The organism is Paenibacillus sp. F411, from assembly GCF_017582705.1.
GTDB classification, from domain to species: domain Bacteria; phylum Bacillota; class Bacilli; order Paenibacillales; family Paenibacillaceae; genus Paenibacillus_AQ; species Paenibacillus_AQ algicola.
This window is the reverse complement of the sequence record NZ_JAGFIP010000015.1, coordinates 1-15,611: the sequence shown is the minus strand read 5'-3', so window position 1 is coordinate 15,611 and position 15,611 is coordinate 1. Positions and strand designations below refer to the sequence as shown.

Here is a 15,611-nt window from a genome sequence, read left to right as displayed (position 1 = left end):
TCATTGTATATCAGCTCACTAAATAAGACATGACCGCGTCAAGGCATCCTGACACGGCCATGTCTTTTTAGTGTCTGTTAGAATTCAACGTCTACGCCTGGGCTGCCATCCGGCGGAAGGCTTCCTCTGCGGCAGCCAAAGTCTGATCAATATCTGCAGCCTGATGCGCGGTGGTCAGGAACCAGGCCTCATATTTGGAGGCCGCGAGTAAGATGCCTTGATCCAGCATGTGGCGGAAAAAGGCGGCAAAGGCTTCGCCGTCCGTATCCTGAGCCTCTTCATAGTTGGTGACCGGGTGGCTGCAGAAGTGGGTCGAGAAGGCGCCGGAAATCCGGTTGATCATCAGCGGAATGCCATGCCGCTGGGCCGAGGCCTGGAGACCGTCTGCCAGCTTGATAGCCAGGCGCTCCATTTCCTCATATACGCCCTCTGTCTGGAGCACCTCCAGACACGCGATGCCGGAGGCGATGGAGGCCGGATTGCCGGCCATCGTTCCCGCCTGGTAAGCAGGACCGAGCGGAGCAACCTGCTCCATAATCTCTTTACGGCCGCCGTAGGCGCCGATGGGCAGCCCGCCCCCGATAATTTTGCCCAGCGCTGTCAGATCGGGCTGGATTGCCTCATGATTGAGAAGGCCGGGATACGTTTGGGCAGAGCCATAATGGAAACGGAATGCGGTAATGACTTCATCATAAATGACGAGAGAGCCGTTAGCGCGAGCTAGCTTGCACAGCCCTTCCAGGAAGCCGGGCTTTGGCATAACCATGCCGAAATTGCCGACGATGGGCTCCACCATAACTGCGGCTACGTCATCTCCCCAGTGCTCCAGAGCTTCTTGCAGCGCCTCAAGATCGTTGAAGGGGACGGTAATAACCTCATGGGCAATGCTGGGCGGAATGCCCGCGCTGTCCGGAATGCCAAGCGTGGAGGGACCGGAGCCTGCGGCTACGAGCACAAGATCAGAGTGGCCGTGGTAGCAGCCGGCGAACTTGATGATCTTGCTGCGCTCCGTATAAGCCCGTGCGACACGAATGGTCGTCATGACCGCTTCGGTGCCGGAATTGACGAATCGGACCTTATCCATGGATGGTATGGCATCCTTCAGCATTTTGGCAAGCTGGATTTCGAGCTCGGTCGGCGTTCCGTACAGCACACCATTTTCAGCGGCTGAGGTGATAGCCTTTGTAATATGAGGATGGGCATGTCCGGTAATAATCGGTCCGAAGGCGGCCAGATAATCAATGTACCGGTTCCCGTCTGCGTCCCAGAAATGCGCGCCGCGGGCCTGCTTCATAAATACCGGAGCGCCGCCGCCTACGGCTTTAAAGGAGCGGGACGGGCTGTTGACCCCGCCTACAATATGCTTCAGCGCTTCCTCATACAGCTCGGCCGAGCGTGTTCTGTTCATAGATTGTGTCATTGGATGCTTCCTCCTCAATAATGAGGACAGGCTGCACTGATGGCGGCCTGTCCGTATGATGGGCTTTAGTTGTTGGGTGTAGAGGTGCTGCTGTTAGTGCCGGTGCTTTCTTCTACTTCCGGGGCAGGGGGATTCAGAACGTCCTGTACATAATCCTTCAGGCTTTCTGGATTCCCGACCGTGAGCACCGAGGCTCCGCCCACAGTGGTCTCCACGACCAGCTTCATCGGTGGAATCTGCTCACTGCCCTTCATCTCGCTCTGATAGCCGACATTGGCCAGCTTCCACATATCACTGACGTCGAGGTTCGTGTCGATATAAGGGCTGATGGATTCCAAAATGTCTGGAAGCTTCATAATCGAGGTTGTAGTCTGGAGCTTCTTCGCTACAGCCTTCAGCAGCTCACGCTGCCGTTCGGTCCGAGTATAATCTCCCATCTGATCATAACGGAAACGCGCGTATTGCAGTGCCTTGTCACCGTCCAGATGCTGCATGCCTTCCTTCAGGTCGATATCATATTCATGATTGTCTGCTTTGCTGCCGTACTTCATATCCTTCTCTACATAGAAATCAACGCCGCCCACGGCATCCACCAGCTTGATAAAGCCCTGAAAATCCGTGTACACATAATACTGGACCGGGATGCCGAGCAGATCGCCAACCGCCTTCATAGCGGTATTAGGGCCATGAGTGACCGCGGTATTGATCCGGCTCTTTCCGTGTCCCGGAATGTCAGTGTACGTATCCCGCATGACAGAGAATAAATGAATCGTCTCATCCACAGGGTCAATCGAGGCGACCAGCATGGTGTCCGAGCGTGGAATTTCGTCCTCCGCAAAGCCCCGGGCATCGACGCCCATCAGCAAAATATTAACAGGCTCTGTGCCTTCCCATTTCGGAGGCTCCGGCGCCTTGGCGTCCACCTGCTCCACATTGCGGAAGGGAGAAGCCTCGCCGTTCTTCTGCAGGCTGTCCAATCCTTGGTAAAACGATGTTCCATAATAAGTACCGTATCCTAAAATACCCGCCAATAGCAGGCTGACCGTCCAAATCATTGTTTTCTTGAATTTTTTTCTTTTTGCTGCTTTTCGGGTTCTTCGGCTCATGCTCATCAGGCTCTTCCTTTCGGGGACTGCACAAGTGCATTTATAAATATAATGGTTGCTGGCTCTGTACAAGTATTCATTCTATTATAGATATTTTCGAAAAGACAAGCAATTTTAGCTTTGCAGAAGCTGTATCGAAAAGTTGCACGGCCTTCATCCATTTCATAAGATAAGAAGTAGCTGAAGCATGGACAAGTATAGGAGGAGTGAACAGATCATGAGTGAGATGAGCCTGGAGATTGGACAGACGGTTCCTGATTTTACCCTGCCGGCCTCAAACGGTGAGCAGGTGTCCCTGCGTGATTACAAGGGGAAGAAGGTCGTGATTTATTTTTATCCCAAAAATATGACGCCCGGCTGCACAGACGAAGCCTGCGGCTTCCGGGATGCGCATGAGGAGCTTCAGGCGGAGGGAGCAGTCGTGCTTGGCATCAGCCCTGATCCGTTAAAGTCTCACAGTAAATTTATTGAGAAATACGGCTTGCCGTTTCTGCTGCTCTCGGATGAGGAGCACCGTGTGAGTGAGTTGTTCGGAGTGTGGCAGCTTAAGAAAATGTACGGCCGTGAGTATGAAGGCATTGTTCGCTCCACGTTTCTTGTGGATGAGGAGGGGCGTCTCGCGAAGGCCTGGAATAAGGTGAAGGTGGCGGGCCATGTAGAGGAAGTGCTAAGCGCCGTCAGATCATAAAGCATCAGCCGCTGCCTTGGGGCAGCGGTTTTTTTCATAGAACATGCTTCATCACGAAATCTTTAATTTTAATTGCACCCGCGTAGTCTTTTTCAACAGCAGCCCCCATATAATCTATCAGAAAATCCGAAGTGAACGGTCAATCTCATAGATTATGATGGAGGTAGATTCATATGAAAAAAGCAATGCTGTTCCTGGTATGCGCGGTGTGCGGAATCATGTGGCTTCTAATGCTGAAGCCGGATGAGCCATATCTGTCTCCACCCGTTAACCCCGCCAAGCCGGATCATCCTACGTTTCATTCTATAGAAGATGCCAAGCCAGTAATGCCCTTCACAATGAAAAAGGCTGCAGACTCTGAAGCGGCCAATATGGCGGTCTCTATGCAGGCCAAGGCGGTGAAGCTCCTCCATAGCCTGCTGTCTTCAAGCAGCGCGCCTCAAGCTCCTGCGGTCCCTCAAGTCCCCGAGACCCCAGCCAAAACCGTGTATCTGACCTTTGATGACGGACCTTCCGGATTGACCGGAGAGGTCCTGGACATCCTGAAAGAGAACAACGTTCCGGCGACCTTTTTCATCCTCGGCAAGCAGGCCGAGCAGCGTCCGGAGCTGGTCAGCCGCATTGCGGAGGAAGGTCACGCCATCGGCAATCATACCTATGATCATGATTACAGCCAGCTATACCGAAAATTCACGCTGTTTTGGGATCAAATCAAGCAGACTGAGGAAATTATTCGCAGCATCACAGGCGAACGGCCCCAGCTGCTCCGGGCGCCAGGAGGCACAGCAGGAAAATTTGACGAAACCTATTTCAAGCTGCTGAAGCAGGCAGGCTACCGTGTGTTCGACTGGAATGCAGACAGCGGTGATTCCAAGCGGATCGGTGTGCCTGCCGACGAGATTGTTCGCCAATCCACGATGCAGACGGCAGGAGATGAGATCAATCTGCTGCTGCACGATGGCGCAGGGCACGAGGAAACCGTTAAGGCGCTGCCCCGCATTATCGAGCATTATAAGGAGGCAGGGTACCGCTTTGCCGTGCTGACGCCTGAGACCGCACCGGTACAGTTCAAGGTACAGAGCAAAGTCAAGCCTAAAGAGTCGCAGCCAGGATCTAGGTGGATTGCCGAGCATATCGTTCCTAACGGACAGCTGTTTGATCAGGGCAAGGTGCTGACGCTCGACATGGCCGGTCTGGCGGCTGAGTTTCAGCCGGGTGAATACCGGATAGAGAACGGCCGACTCATGGTGCCGCTGCGCTCTGCGGTAGAGCGCCTTGGCGGACGGGTGAGCTGGGATGCGCCATCGAGAACCGCCAGGGTATCGCTTAGTGGAGCGTCATGGAGTGCCGATCCGGGCCTTGGCATGCTCTGGTCTCCAGATACCTCGATGAAGCAGCCTTCCGAGGTGATGATTTGGGGGAATGCCGTGTGGATTCCGCTCCGCGATATTCTGCACTTCTCGGGTCATCCGCTGAATCATGTGGTGATGAAAGAGCATGCTTATCAAATTCAAACTTTGTAGAAAAAACGTGCATTTTTTGTTTGTAATTATGAGGCACAAGTTATAGACTAGAGGTTGAGATAATAATCACAATCCCAACGAAACGGTTTAAAAGGGAGGGGGAGGCGATCCCCCTGCTTTGTTTTGGCGATATAGATTTCCACAAACCCTCACTTTTAAGCAGTGATGCATAATAGCGGCCGGTTATCCCGAAAGTAACACAATGACGAACCGGTTCAATCGCCGCCATTTCTTCTTGGGACCTTATTTAAAGCAAAGGAGGCAATTAACATGACAGAAACATCCCGTCCGCAATCGTCCGAAGGCTCGGAGAAGGTTGCCGAAAATCTGGGAGCACCGCAAGCGGGACTTCCGGATGTGTTTGATCAATTGCTGAAGCCTGAAATTCAGGAATCCCTGACGGTACTGGTAGAGCAGCTTCCCAAGCTGGCTGAAATGCTGACGTTCATGACCAAGGCATATGACTTCGGAAAATCGGTAGCTACCGACCCGGTTCTCGCCGAGGACACCATGGCTTCACTCAGCGGCTTCACCAAGCCGGTAACCGATGCGATGAAGAGCACCGCTTCTGCGGCCATTGAGGCCGGAGACCGCGTGCGCCTTCAAGGCGACAGCAACAGCATCAGCGTATTTGGCTTGATGAAAATGCTGAAGGACCCTCAGGTACAGAAGGGCCTGCGCTTTGCACAGGCTTACTTGGATGTGCTCAATGAGCGCGAAGGACAAACGAAACGTTAATTAAGAAACTGGATAAGAACGGAGGATGGTCATGTCTAAACATATTCTGATCCTGGGCGGAGGCTACGGCGGTCTGCTGAGCGCTCTCTCGGCCCGTGAGCATTTCGGAATGAACGCAAGAATCACGGTAGTTAACCGTTTTACAACGCACCAGATTATTACCGAGCTGCATCGTTTGGCGGCTGGCAATATTGCTGAAAAGGCGGTTGCCCTGCCTTTGGACAGGCTGCTTCGCGATGCGAACGTAGACCTGAAGATCGGTACCGTTAAGGAAATCAAGCCGGACAGCCGCTCGGTAGCTCTGGAAAACGGCGCGTCTTTGACGTATGACATGCTGGTTGTTGCACTGGGCAGCGAAACCGCATTTTTCGGCATTCCTGGACTGCAGGAGAACAGCTTTGTGCTGAAATCCGTGAACGATGCAAACCGTCTGCATAAGCATGTAGAGGATCGCATTGCGGAATACAGCAGAACGAAGAATCCGGCAGACGCTACAATCGTAGTAGGCGGCGGCGGCTTGACCGGCGTTGAGCTTGTTGGCGAGTATGCTGACATGCGTCCGGAGCTTGCCCATAAATACGGCATTTCTCCGGACGAAATCAAGCTGTACTGCGTAGAAGCAGCACCTTCCATTCTGCCAGGCTTCCCGCCAGAGCTGGTGGACCGTGCGACGACAAGTCTGCAAAAGCGCGGTGTAAACTTCCTTACGGGCCTGCCGATCACGAAGATGGACGGCACCGAAGTAGAGCTGAAGGATGGAAGCACGCTTCAAACAAGTACACTGGTATGGACAGGCGGCGTACAAGGCAACTCCGTGGTGGCGAACTGCGGCATCGAAGTGAACCGCGGCCGTGCTACAGTCAATGAGTTCATGCAGTCTACCTCCCACCCGGATGTATTCCTGGCCGGCGACAGCGCTGTGGTAATGGGGCCGGAAGGCCGTCCGTATCCGCCAACAGCACAGCTGGCTTGGCAGATGGGCGAGCTTGTAGGCTATAACCTGTTTGCTTATGCCAATGGCGGAGCTATGGAAGCCTTCTTGCCGGTATTCTCCGGTACGCTGGGCAGCCTGGGACGCAAGGACGCGATCGGTACGATCGGCGCCAACAAGACCCAGCTTAAAGGTCTGCCGGCAACGCTGATGAAGGAAGCAAGTAACATGCGTTACCTGTCCCACATCAAAGGTCTGTTCACACTGGCCTACTAGGTACCCTATACGTAAATAACCCGAGCCCTCGAAATCCTTTGATTTCGGGGGCTCTTTAGGTTGTGCGCCAAAATCTCCCGCCAAACGTGGTCTATCTTTTTGCAATCTTGGAAAACCTATTCATAGACTCCCGCACATGTTCAGTTCAAAGGGAGAAATGAACGAGAAGAAGAGGTGGAGGCCATTGTTCCATTCATCGTGGCAGTCCCAAGAGCAGGCACACCCGTACTGGGGACCGGAGCTGCTTGCCAGGGTCGTCAAAAAGACAAGCTCTGTCATCCTGGGTCATGACGAAGAAATTTCTCTAATCCTGATTGCTATGCTGGCCGGCGGGCATGTGCTGCTGGAGGATGTGCCGGGCGTAGGTAAGACCAAGCTGGTTCGGACCCTGTCATCCGTGCTGGGGTGTGATTTTGGCAGAATTCAATTTACGAGTGATCTCATGCCCGGCGACATTACGGGAACGATGATGTATCATCCGCAGCGCGGAGAATTCCAATTCAAGCGGGGCCCCGTGCTTTCAGCCCATTTGATCCTGGCGGACGAGATTAACCGGGCCTCTTCCCGGGCCCAGTCTGCGCTGCTGGAGCTGATGGAGGAGGGGACTGTCAGTGTGGACGGCGAAACCTACCCGCTGCAATCCCCCTTTTTCCTGCTGGCCACGCAAAATCCGATGCAGTTCGAGGGCACTAACCGGCTGCCGGAGGCTCAGCTGGATCGCTTTATGATGAAATTGGGGCTCGGTTATCCCCATATGGAGGATGAGCTGCTGCTGCTTCAGCGGGCACACGGCGAAGGCGCGCAGCGGCTGCCGGGACCTCTCCTGGCCCCTTCAGAGCTGTTGACTATGCAGCGGGCGGCTTCCCGGGTGTATGTCGACGACAGCATTCAAAAATACCTGGTGCAGATCGCAGCGTCCTCCCGCACAGATAAGGGCATCCGGCTTGGCATCAGTCCGCGGGCAGTCCTGGCCTGGATGAGAGCATCCCAGGGCTCTGCCTTTATGGATGGCCGGATGTACGTCATTCCGGACGATTGTCTCCGGGTCGCTGTGCCCGTACTGGCTCATCGCCTGCAGCCGGCTTCCGGAGTCCTGGCGTCCGGATGGAGCGCAGCAGATACCGTCAAGCAGCTGCTGAGCCGATTTGAGCTGCCACGGCAGCGAGCGGCAAAAGGCGGACGTGGATGAAGCGCACGCATCCGCCGGCTTCCCGCCCTGCAACAGAAGACAAGGCGTCCTTAGCCACGGGGAGCAGCGTGGCCTGGGCCTGGCTAAGAGCTATATGTCTTTGGGGCATCGCAGGGGTCCTTTACACCTGGCTCGGCGGGGCGTCGCTGCGATTTCTGTGGCTGCTGTGCACGGCCATACTGCTGAGTGGCGCTCTGCTTGGCCTGACCGGACCAAGGGCGATCAAGATAGACCGCCGGCTTTCACCTGTCTTCATTTATGCAGGTGAAGAGACAGAGCTCACGGTTTCGCTGAAATTCGCCACGCTGATGCCAGTACCGTGGATGATGCTTCAGGTGCAGATCGGGGGAGCGGTCGTCCGCAAGCTCTGGTTCCCCGGCTTCCGGCGGTCTGCTGAGTTCAGCTGCCGGATTCCGCTGAAGGAGCGGGGGAGCTGGGAAGGGGGGACCTGTACGGTGAAGTGGGGCGATATGTTCGGCTGGTTCCGTTATCACAGGGAGGTGAAGGGAATGAGGGAGATTCAGGTGATTGTGCTGCCCAAGCCGATGAATCTGAAGGGCTATGATGAGCGAATCCTGGCAATGGATCAGCAGGACGTTCCTTCTCCTTTCCATAGCCAGGGCTGGCCGGGGCTGGACCTCCGGGAGTATGTACCGGGTGATCCGCTGAAGTGGGTTCACTGGAAGAATAGTGCCAGAGCGGGAAGGCTGCATAGCCGTGTTCCGGAGCAAGGACCGCTGACAGAGCGGCTGATCCTGCTCGATACGGAGGCTTCCGGTTATCCCATCTCCGGCAGCTGTCCTGGCGATGAGCTCTTTGAGCTCGCTGTTTCCGCAGCGGCCGGCTTGCTGTACCGGGCGGCGCTGACTCAAGGCGAAGCATATTTACAGCTGCCGGGCCACACGGCTTCCATCGTACATCTGCGCCGAGAAGAGCAGGGCGGGGAAGGCGGCTGGCTTCTGCCGCTCGCAAATGTACAGCTGCAGGCTTCCCCGGCAGAAGCCGACCTGCAGCTGGATGAATTCAGCGCATCCCGTTCGCTGGACGTGCACGTCGTCACCGGTGTCCTGCACCCCGGGCTGGCAGAAGCAATATTCAGGCTGCGGCGGGCTGGAAAGCAGGTTACCGTGCATCTTATTCTCGCTAAGCAGCAGACCGGCGGCAGAGAGCTGACCGGGCTGGAACGGCAATGGATGGAGTCCGGGGGTCGGCTGTTTGACCTCCGTGACGGATTTTTTTACCCGGCAGGGCTGACGGACAGCCTGCCTGATCAGGAGGAGTACCATGAGCCTAATATCCGCTCCGATGCAGAAGCCTGAACAAGCCGCGCGTCAGCAGCTTCGCAGCTCTAACGCTTCTCCGTTTGTCTTGAGATGCATGATGACTCTTCCTGCCGCCGGGCTGCTGATCGAGTGGCTGCTGCCGCTTCAAGGGCTGGGCGGGAGTAACGGAGGAGAAATGCTGGACCTTTTATTCTACCTGACCGGTATATTACTGCTTCAGGGACTGAGCGGCTTGAAGGAATGGCTGTGGCTTCCGCTGAATGCGGTGCTGCTGCTTGGGTGCTGGGGCTATCTGCTGGATACGCCATCTCTGCTGTATGGGGTGGGAGAGTATTTTCAGAATATTCTCCCGAGTGATGCCGCCCTGCTGTCGCAGCCGCAGCATTTCAGCCGGCTCAGCACAGAAAGCCGCGCCTTGATTCTTCTGCTGGGCTGGGCAACGCTGGTATCGGCGGTGCAGCTGCTGTTTCTGCATCGCGGCAGCTTATGGCTGTTTGGCGGAGCTACAGTCCTGTATCTTGCTGTGCTGGAGGGCGCGCTGGAGCTGCCTGTCTATGGCGGGTTTATCCGCTGTGCATTTTGGATGCTGCTGGCGCAAGGGATCTCCTTCTTTATTTCATTACAGCTGGAAGAAGCGGGTCCCGGAGAAGAGGGAGTGCCTGTATTGCATAACAAGGCATTCCATAGCAGCCTGCGGAGCCGGCTGCTATGGATTACCCTCGCTGCAGCAGGGGTGCCGGGAATGCTGTATGCCGCAGGCCAGGCGGTGGAGCCAGCTTCCGGGAACGGCTCGACGCTGGAATCCATGGTCCAACGGGTGTCGGACTGGTCTGCAGGCATGACCGGCAGCTCTGTGAAAAGCCGAGGGAGCAGCCGCACCGGCTATGATGCGCTGAGCGGAGATCTTGGCGGACCGCTTGAGATCGACACCGAGCTGGTGTTTACCGTGCAGTCAGGGCATCCATCGTACTGGCGGGGAGAAGCAATGGCCTATTATTCCGGCAGGCGCTGGATTGCCGAAGACCGCGTGCCGGTTTCTTTAGAAACCGGGAGTAGCGCCGCCACCCGGCAGCCGGCCTCCGGAGCGGCTCATAGGCAGACCTTTACCCTGCACAGCTCCGCGTATGATGGGATGCCGATATTTTCTGGCGGTGTCGTGAGCGGAGTCGAAGGCTTTGCAGACCATCACGGAGAAGCGCTGTCTCCAACGCTTGCATCCGGCCTGATCTCCGGTGCTATGTATCTGGAGGGGGGCATAGATGGCCTGAAATCGTACACCGTAACATCGGAGCCGGTCTCTCTGGAGCCGCCTGACGGCAAGCAGGCCTTCACGGAGAAGAAGACTTCTCCAGAAGGACTCCTGTCCCAAGCTTCCCTGCAGGTATTACAAGAGGAGGGGCTCCAAAGTGCGTTATCTCCTTACCTCCAGCTGCCTTCCGATCTTCCCGGACGCATTGGAAAGCTGGGCTTCCAGCTGACAAAGGAGACAGATGATGTCTACAGCCAGGCGCTGAATGTACAGGCCTATCTGAAAAATAACTTTCCTTACACCTTGGACACCACCATTCCCGCGGGGGGTGAGGATTTCGTCGATGATTTTCTGTTTCAGCAGAAGCAGGGGTACTGCACTCATTTTGCTACCGCGATGACCGTGCTGCTGCGGACCCAAGGCATCCCGGCAAGATATGTGACCGGCTTCGCCCCCGGGGAGCGGGATGACCAGCTGTCCGATACGTACCGAGTAACACAGCAGGAGGCTCATGCCTGGGTGGAGGTATATGTGCCGGAGCAGGGCTGGACGACCTTTGATCCTACTCCGGGCTATCATGCAGATGGGCCCGCTATGAGCTCCCAGGCAATTCCCTCTAAGCAGGGCTTGACGCAGCAGATCGGCGCTTTTATGCAAATGCTGGGTGAGTCGTGGAGAAATTTGAAGAACGGAGCTGCTTCATCGCAGTTCTTGCTGATCACACTGTGTGCCCTGCTTCTGTTGCCTATTCTTACCGTGGCTGCGGTCCGGATGTGGCGGGTGCGTCTTCTCGGGAACAGGCTTCGTAAAGGAGCCGCGCAGGATGCGGCTGTGCTGGAGAGAGAGCAGCTATTGTGTGCGGCAGATCAGGTATGGAGACGCCTTGCGAGACGTTATGGAGCAATGGGGAATGCGGTTACCGTCAAAAAGTACATGCAGGCTCTGCCCCTCCGCGAAGCACAGCTTTGTGCCGAGCTGGCCTCCTTTGCTGCTCTGTGGGAACGTACTGCGTACGGCGCGGAGAGGCTGAGTCGAAGCGAGAAGGTAAGCTTTTTACGGCAATGCCGTTCTCTCGCCAAAAAGCTGTCATAAAAACATCCCCTCCCTTTCCTTGACGGTATGAATTGGGGTTGCGTATAATTAATCTCAATAATTGAGGGAGGCCCGTTAATGAACAAGCCTAATGAAATCATCGTTGTCTTGGACTTCGGTGGACAGTATAACCAGCTTATTGCACGACGGATTCGTGATTTGGGAGTATACAGCGAGCTGCTGCCTTACAATACTCCAGTCGAGAAGATTCAAGCGTTGTCGCCGCGCGGCATCGTTTTTTCCGGAGGACCCTCTAGTGTGTATGCAGAAAATGCACCGCATGTGGATCCGGCTATCTATGATTTGAAGGTTCCGATTTTTGGAATTTGCTATGGCATGCAGCTGATGGCCCATCAGCTGGACGGTAAGGTAGAACGTGCCTCCAAGCGGGAGTATGGCAAGGCTGAGCTGATGTTCAATGAGAACTCGGTGCTGGTCAAAGGTCTGGAGAATAACCAGACGGTCTGGATGAGCCACGGGGATCATGTTGTGTCCCTGCCAACCGGCTTCAAGCTGGACGCGGGCACGGAATCTGCCCCGATCGCAGCGATGAGCAATGTGGACAAGCAGCTGTACGCGGTGCAGTTCCATCCGGAGGTTCGTCATTCCCTGCAGGGCAATGAGATGATCAAGAACTTCCTGTACGAGGTCTGCGGCTGTGAAGGCAATTGGAGCATGGAGACGTTCATTGAGGATCAGATCCGCGAAATCCGCGAGACGGTCGGACAGCAGAAGGTTCTCTGCGCACTGAGCGGCGGCGTTGATTCTTCCGTCGTAGCTATGCTCATTCACAAGGCGATTGGCAACCAGCTGACCTGTATGTTTATTGACCATGGCCTGCTGCGCAAAGGCGAAGCGGAAAGCGTCATGGAAACCTTCGTCGGCAAGTTCGACATGAAGGTGGTCAAGATTGATGCGCGTGATCGTTTTATGTCCAAGCTTGCGGGTGTCGATGATCCGGAGCAAAAGCGTAAGCTGATCGGCAATGAGTTCATTTACGTGTTTGATGAGGAGTCCGCAAAATTCGATGATTTTGCCTTCCTGGCTCAAGGCACGCTGTATACAGATATTGTGGAAAGTGGTACGGATACGGCTCAAACGATCAAATCCCACCACAATGTCGGCGGTCTGCCGGAGGACATGAAGTTCAAGCTGATTGAGCCGCTGAAGACCTTGTTCAAGGACGAGGTTCGCAAGGTTGGCGAAGAGCTTGGTCTGCCGGAGGAAATTGTATGGCGCCAGCCGTTCCCGGGACCGGGCCTTGCAATTCGCGTGCTGGGTGAGGTTACCGAAGAGAAGCTGACCATCGTCCGCGACTCGGATTACATTTTGCGTGAAGAGATTGCCAAGGCCGGTCTTGACCGCGAAATCTGGCAGTATTTCACCGCGCTGCCGAACATGAAATCCGTTGGAGTTATGGGAGATGCCCGTACGTACTCCTACACCGTCGGCATTCGTGCTGTTACGTCCATCGACGGCATGACCGCTGACTGGGCGCGTATTCCGTGGGATGTGCTGGAGAAAATCTCCGTACGCATCGTCAACGAGGTCGACAACGTCAACCGCATCGTATACGATGTGACGAGCAAGCCGCCGGCAACGATTGAGTGGGAATAGAGCTCGACTGAGAGGCCGGATTTAATATTAGAAGCCCTTTTGCACTATGGCGTATCATCTGTGTTAGGTGATGCGTTAGGAGCAGGAGGGCTTTTTATTAGCTGCCACTTATTGAGGTTCGAGATAGAGATTTCGCTGTGAGACGTTATTTCCGAACAATACCAGGAAATGAAATGTCGATTATTCGCTTTTTTTGTTGACAAAAACACGCCTTCGACCTAGAATGTTCATAGATAATATGACAACAACGATATATAAGCTTTTTTCGTATAATCCTGGGAATCGGCCCGGGAGTCTCTACAAGGTCACCGTAATGATCTGGCTACGAAAAGAAATGCAAGCTTTAGCGGCTGACTGTGCTGCTCCACCCATCATCTTTTTATTCTCACCCGCCGGTAGTGACTGGATCCAAGCAGCTGGTGTTACTCCCGGAGCAGGAGAAGGAAGAGTTGATGGAATTGGATCAACCGGCTCAGTACTGCTGGGATGCATATCTTTTTAAGCGGGTGCCCTGGAGATATTTCTTCAGGGCTTTTCGTCGTTGGTCACTAATTTTAAGGGGGATATCTCAACAATGGAGCGTTTCTTTAAGTTAAAGGAACACGGAACAAATGTCAGAACCGAGATGATTGCAGGCTTGACGACTTTCATGACGATGGCTTACATCCTGTTCGTCAACAATCTGTTTCTGGGTCCTGATGGTGCTGGCATTCCGCAGGAGGGTGTGTTTTTCGCCACCGCGGTAGGTGCCGGTCTCGTTACAATTGTGATGGGATTGTTTGTTAACATTCCGATTGCACTTGCTCCGGGTATGGGCCTGAACGCTTACTTTATGACCGTCGTGCTGAGCTCGAACGGAGCCATTACGTGGCAAGCTGCTTTAGGTGCTGTATTTTTATCCGGTATTATTTTTCTGATCCTGACCGTGACGAAGGTTCGTCAAATGCTGCTGACGGCCGTGCCGAACAACCTGAAGGTTGCCATTACAGTCGGTATTGGCTTGTTCATCACCATTATCGGCTTCAAGCTGGGTAATCTGGTCTCGGTTAACATTAATCCGGGAACAGACATCAGCCAGCCTGTTGCTGGCGGGGCGTTCAACCTGGCGCTGGGTAACTTCATGGAGCACAAGGACGTGTTGCTGGCGCTAATTGGTCTCTTCCTGATTGCGATTCTGATGGTGTTGAAGGTCAAGGGTGCGCTTCTGATCGGGATCGTGGCAACGACATTGATCGGGATTCCGATGGGTGTAACGAACACAGCGGGACTGAGCGGTGCAAGCTGGTTCCCATCCTTTGATAACCTGGCTGTAGGGCAGATGGATATTAAGGGCGCCATTGGCATTGGCTTGCTGGAAGTTATTTTTATTTTCACATTTGTTGAGTTGTTCGATACCTTCGGTACGCTCGTAGGTACTGCAGGCCGTGCTGGTCTGCTGAAGAACAAGGAGCAAGGCGAGAAGAAGCTGGGTAAAGCAATGCTCGTGGATGCTGGCGGTGTCAGTGCAGGGGCTTTCCTGGGAACTAGTACAGTAACAGCATTCGTGGAAAGTGCTGCAGGCGTAGCTGAAGGCGGACGTACAGGTCTGACGGCGGTAACTACAGGAGTTCTGTTCATTCTCTCCCTGTTCCTCGCTCCACTGGCACTGATCGTACCGGCAGCTGCTACAGCACCCGCGCTCATTATCGTGGGAGTATTAATGATGAGCCAGGTGCGGGAAATTGAATGGGATGATTTCTTTATCGCATTCCCGGCTTTCCTGACAATTGTATTGATGCCGTTCACTGGCGGTATCGCTAACGGAATCTCTGCAGGTATTATTTCGTACGTAGTGCTCTCCGTATTTGCAAAAATGTCCGGTCGCGACGTAAAGGTACACTGGCTGATGTGGATATTGTTTATCATTATTGTTTTGCGCTATGCAATGCTCGGCATCGAATAGATAAGATATCTTTAGACCCGTCTCTATAGAAGAGGCGGGTTTTTACTTTGTTTCATGGACGCAATACTGCTTTGTTTAAGTGTGCTTTTTCGGTCTATATTATAGAAGAGATTTTTCATGCGTGTTCACCCCGCAAATAAATATTAATAAAATGCTTGCATAATAACTGACCCGTGTGTTATATTATATTTCCGGCCGCGAAACGGTGGTTGGATGTCACGGTGAAGAGACACGGCAAGCGAAATGCTTGAAACAAACTTTCAAAAAAAAGTGCTTGCTAAGTTGGAACCAACGTGATATACTATAAAAGTTGCTGAGACGAGAGATTGTCAAAGCGACAGAAACAGAATTGATCTTTGAAAACTGAACAACGAGTGAGTTAAACCGATCTTGCCTTCGGGTGAGATCGACAATGAGATTTTATAATCTCGTCAGTTTTGAAATGAGCAATGGAACTCAACTTTCATGGAGAGTTTGATCCTGGCTCAGGACGAACGCTGGCGGCGTGCCTAATACATGCAAGTCGAGCGGACTTGATGAGGAGCTTGCTCCTCTGA

11 protein-coding genes, 1 rRNA gene and 1 riboswitch are annotated in these 15,611 nt (G+C 54.0%); of the genes, 10 read left to right on the top strand and 2 right to left on the bottom strand.

Annotation, left to right across the window (positions count from 1 at the left end; translation table 11 throughout):
- Window positions 1-91: 91 nt before the first annotated feature.
- A complete protein-coding gene (locus JJQ72_RS14995) occupies window positions 92-1,408 on the bottom strand; it encodes a glutamate-1-semialdehyde 2,1-aminomutase (protein ID WP_208204249.1) in 1,317 nt (438 codons plus the stop codon).
- 77 nt (window positions 1,409-1,485) lie between these two features.
- A complete protein-coding gene (locus JJQ72_RS14990; RefSeq protein ID WP_208204176.1) occupies window positions 1,486-2,526 on the bottom strand; it encodes an LCP family protein in 1,041 nt (346 codons plus the stop codon).
- A 226-nt stretch (window positions 2,527-2,752) separates the two neighbouring features.
- On the opposite strand from JJQ72_RS14990, the gene bcp reads away from it, so the two are divergent.
- The 10 genes from bcp to JJQ72_RS14940 all read left to right on the top strand — a co-directional run.
- Window positions 2,753-3,214, top strand: coding sequence for a thioredoxin-dependent thiol peroxidase (bcp, locus tag JJQ72_RS14985; RefSeq protein WP_138227607.1), 462 nt, complete (start codon window positions 2,753-2,755; stop codon window positions 3,212-3,214).
- 173 nt (window positions 3,215-3,387) lie between these two features.
- Complete coding sequence (locus JJQ72_RS14980) at window positions 3,388-4,737, top strand: polysaccharide deacetylase family protein (RefSeq protein WP_243896118.1); 1,350 nt, start codon at window positions 3,388-3,390, stop codon at window positions 4,735-4,737.
- A gap of 270 nt (window positions 4,738-5,007) precedes the next feature.
- The gene (locus JJQ72_RS14975) at window positions 5,008-5,475 is read left to right on the top strand and encodes a helical membrane plugin domain-containing protein (protein ID WP_138224505.1); all 468 of its coding nucleotides are present in this window, start codon (window positions 5,008-5,010) and stop codon (window positions 5,473-5,475) included.
- A gap of 31 nt (window positions 5,476-5,506) precedes the next feature.
- Complete coding sequence (locus tag JJQ72_RS14970; protein ID WP_138224507.1) at window positions 5,507-6,682, top strand: NAD(P)/FAD-dependent oxidoreductase; 1,176 nt, start codon at window positions 5,507-5,509, stop codon at window positions 6,680-6,682.
- Between the two features lie 184 nt (window positions 6,683-6,866).
- Window positions 6,867-7,871, top strand: coding sequence for an AAA family ATPase (locus JJQ72_RS14965; protein WP_243896117.1), 1,005 nt, complete (start codon window positions 6,867-6,869; stop codon window positions 7,869-7,871).
- Window positions 7,868-9,190, top strand: coding sequence for a DUF58 domain-containing protein (locus tag JJQ72_RS14960; protein WP_208204174.1), 1,323 nt, complete (start codon window positions 7,868-7,870; stop codon window positions 9,188-9,190). Before JJQ72_RS14965 ends, JJQ72_RS14960 begins: the two co-directional genes overlap by 4 nt.
- On the top strand, window positions 9,156-11,495 hold the full coding sequence (locus tag JJQ72_RS14955; RefSeq protein ID WP_208204173.1) for a transglutaminase-like domain-containing protein: 2,340 nt from the start codon (window positions 9,156-9,158) through the stop codon (window positions 11,493-11,495). Before JJQ72_RS14960 ends, JJQ72_RS14955 begins: the two co-directional genes overlap by 35 nt.
- 78 nt (window positions 11,496-11,573) lie before the next feature.
- The gene (gene guaA, locus JJQ72_RS14950) at window positions 11,574-13,112 is read left to right on the top strand and encodes a glutamine-hydrolyzing GMP synthase (RefSeq protein WP_138224513.1); all 1,539 of its coding nucleotides are present in this window, start codon (window positions 11,574-11,576) and stop codon (window positions 13,110-13,112) included.
- 245 nt (window positions 13,113-13,357) lie between these two features.
- A riboswitch (purine riboswitch) is annotated at window positions 13,358-13,457 on the top strand.
- Between the two features lie 229 nt (window positions 13,458-13,686).
- Window positions 13,687-15,054, top strand: coding sequence for an NCS2 family permease (locus tag JJQ72_RS14945; protein WP_208204172.1), 1,368 nt, complete (start codon window positions 13,687-13,689; stop codon window positions 15,052-15,054).
- A gap of 462 nt (window positions 15,055-15,516) precedes the next feature.
- Window positions 15,517-15,611: ribosomal RNA gene (locus JJQ72_RS14940) — 16S ribosomal RNA — on the top strand; the annotation flags it as partial.

Coding starts and splice junctions, on each gene's coding strand:
- JJQ72_RS14995 (WP_208204249.1), bottom strand. CDS start 1,408: ATGAACAGAACACGCTCGGCCGAGCTGTATGAGGAAGCGCTGAAGCAT.
- JJQ72_RS14990 (WP_208204176.1), bottom strand. CDS start 2,526: ATGAGCCGAAGAACCCGAAAAGCAGCAAAAAGAAAAAAATTCAAGAAA.
- bcp (WP_138227607.1), top strand. CDS start 2,753: ATGAGCCTGGAGATTGGACAGACGGTTCCTGATTTTACCCTGCCGGCC.
- JJQ72_RS14980 (WP_243896118.1), top strand. CDS start 3,388: ATGAAAAAAGCAATGCTGTTCCTGGTATGCGCGGTGTGCGGAATCATG.
- JJQ72_RS14975 (WP_138224505.1), top strand. CDS start 5,008: ATGACAGAAACATCCCGTCCGCAATCGTCCGAAGGCTCGGAGAAGGTT.
- JJQ72_RS14970 (WP_138224507.1), top strand. CDS start 5,507: ATGTCTAAACATATTCTGATCCTGGGCGGAGGCTACGGCGGTCTGCTG.
- JJQ72_RS14960 (WP_208204174.1), top strand. CDS start 7,868: ATGAAGCGCACGCATCCGCCGGCTTCCCGCCCTGCAACAGAAGACAAG.
- JJQ72_RS14955 (WP_208204173.1), top strand. CDS start 9,156: ATGAGCCTAATATCCGCTCCGATGCAGAAGCCTGAACAAGCCGCGCGT.
- guaA (WP_138224513.1), top strand. CDS start 11,574: ATGAACAAGCCTAATGAAATCATCGTTGTCTTGGACTTCGGTGGACAG.
- JJQ72_RS14945 (WP_208204172.1), top strand. CDS start 13,687: ATGGAGCGTTTCTTTAAGTTAAAGGAACACGGAACAAATGTCAGAACC.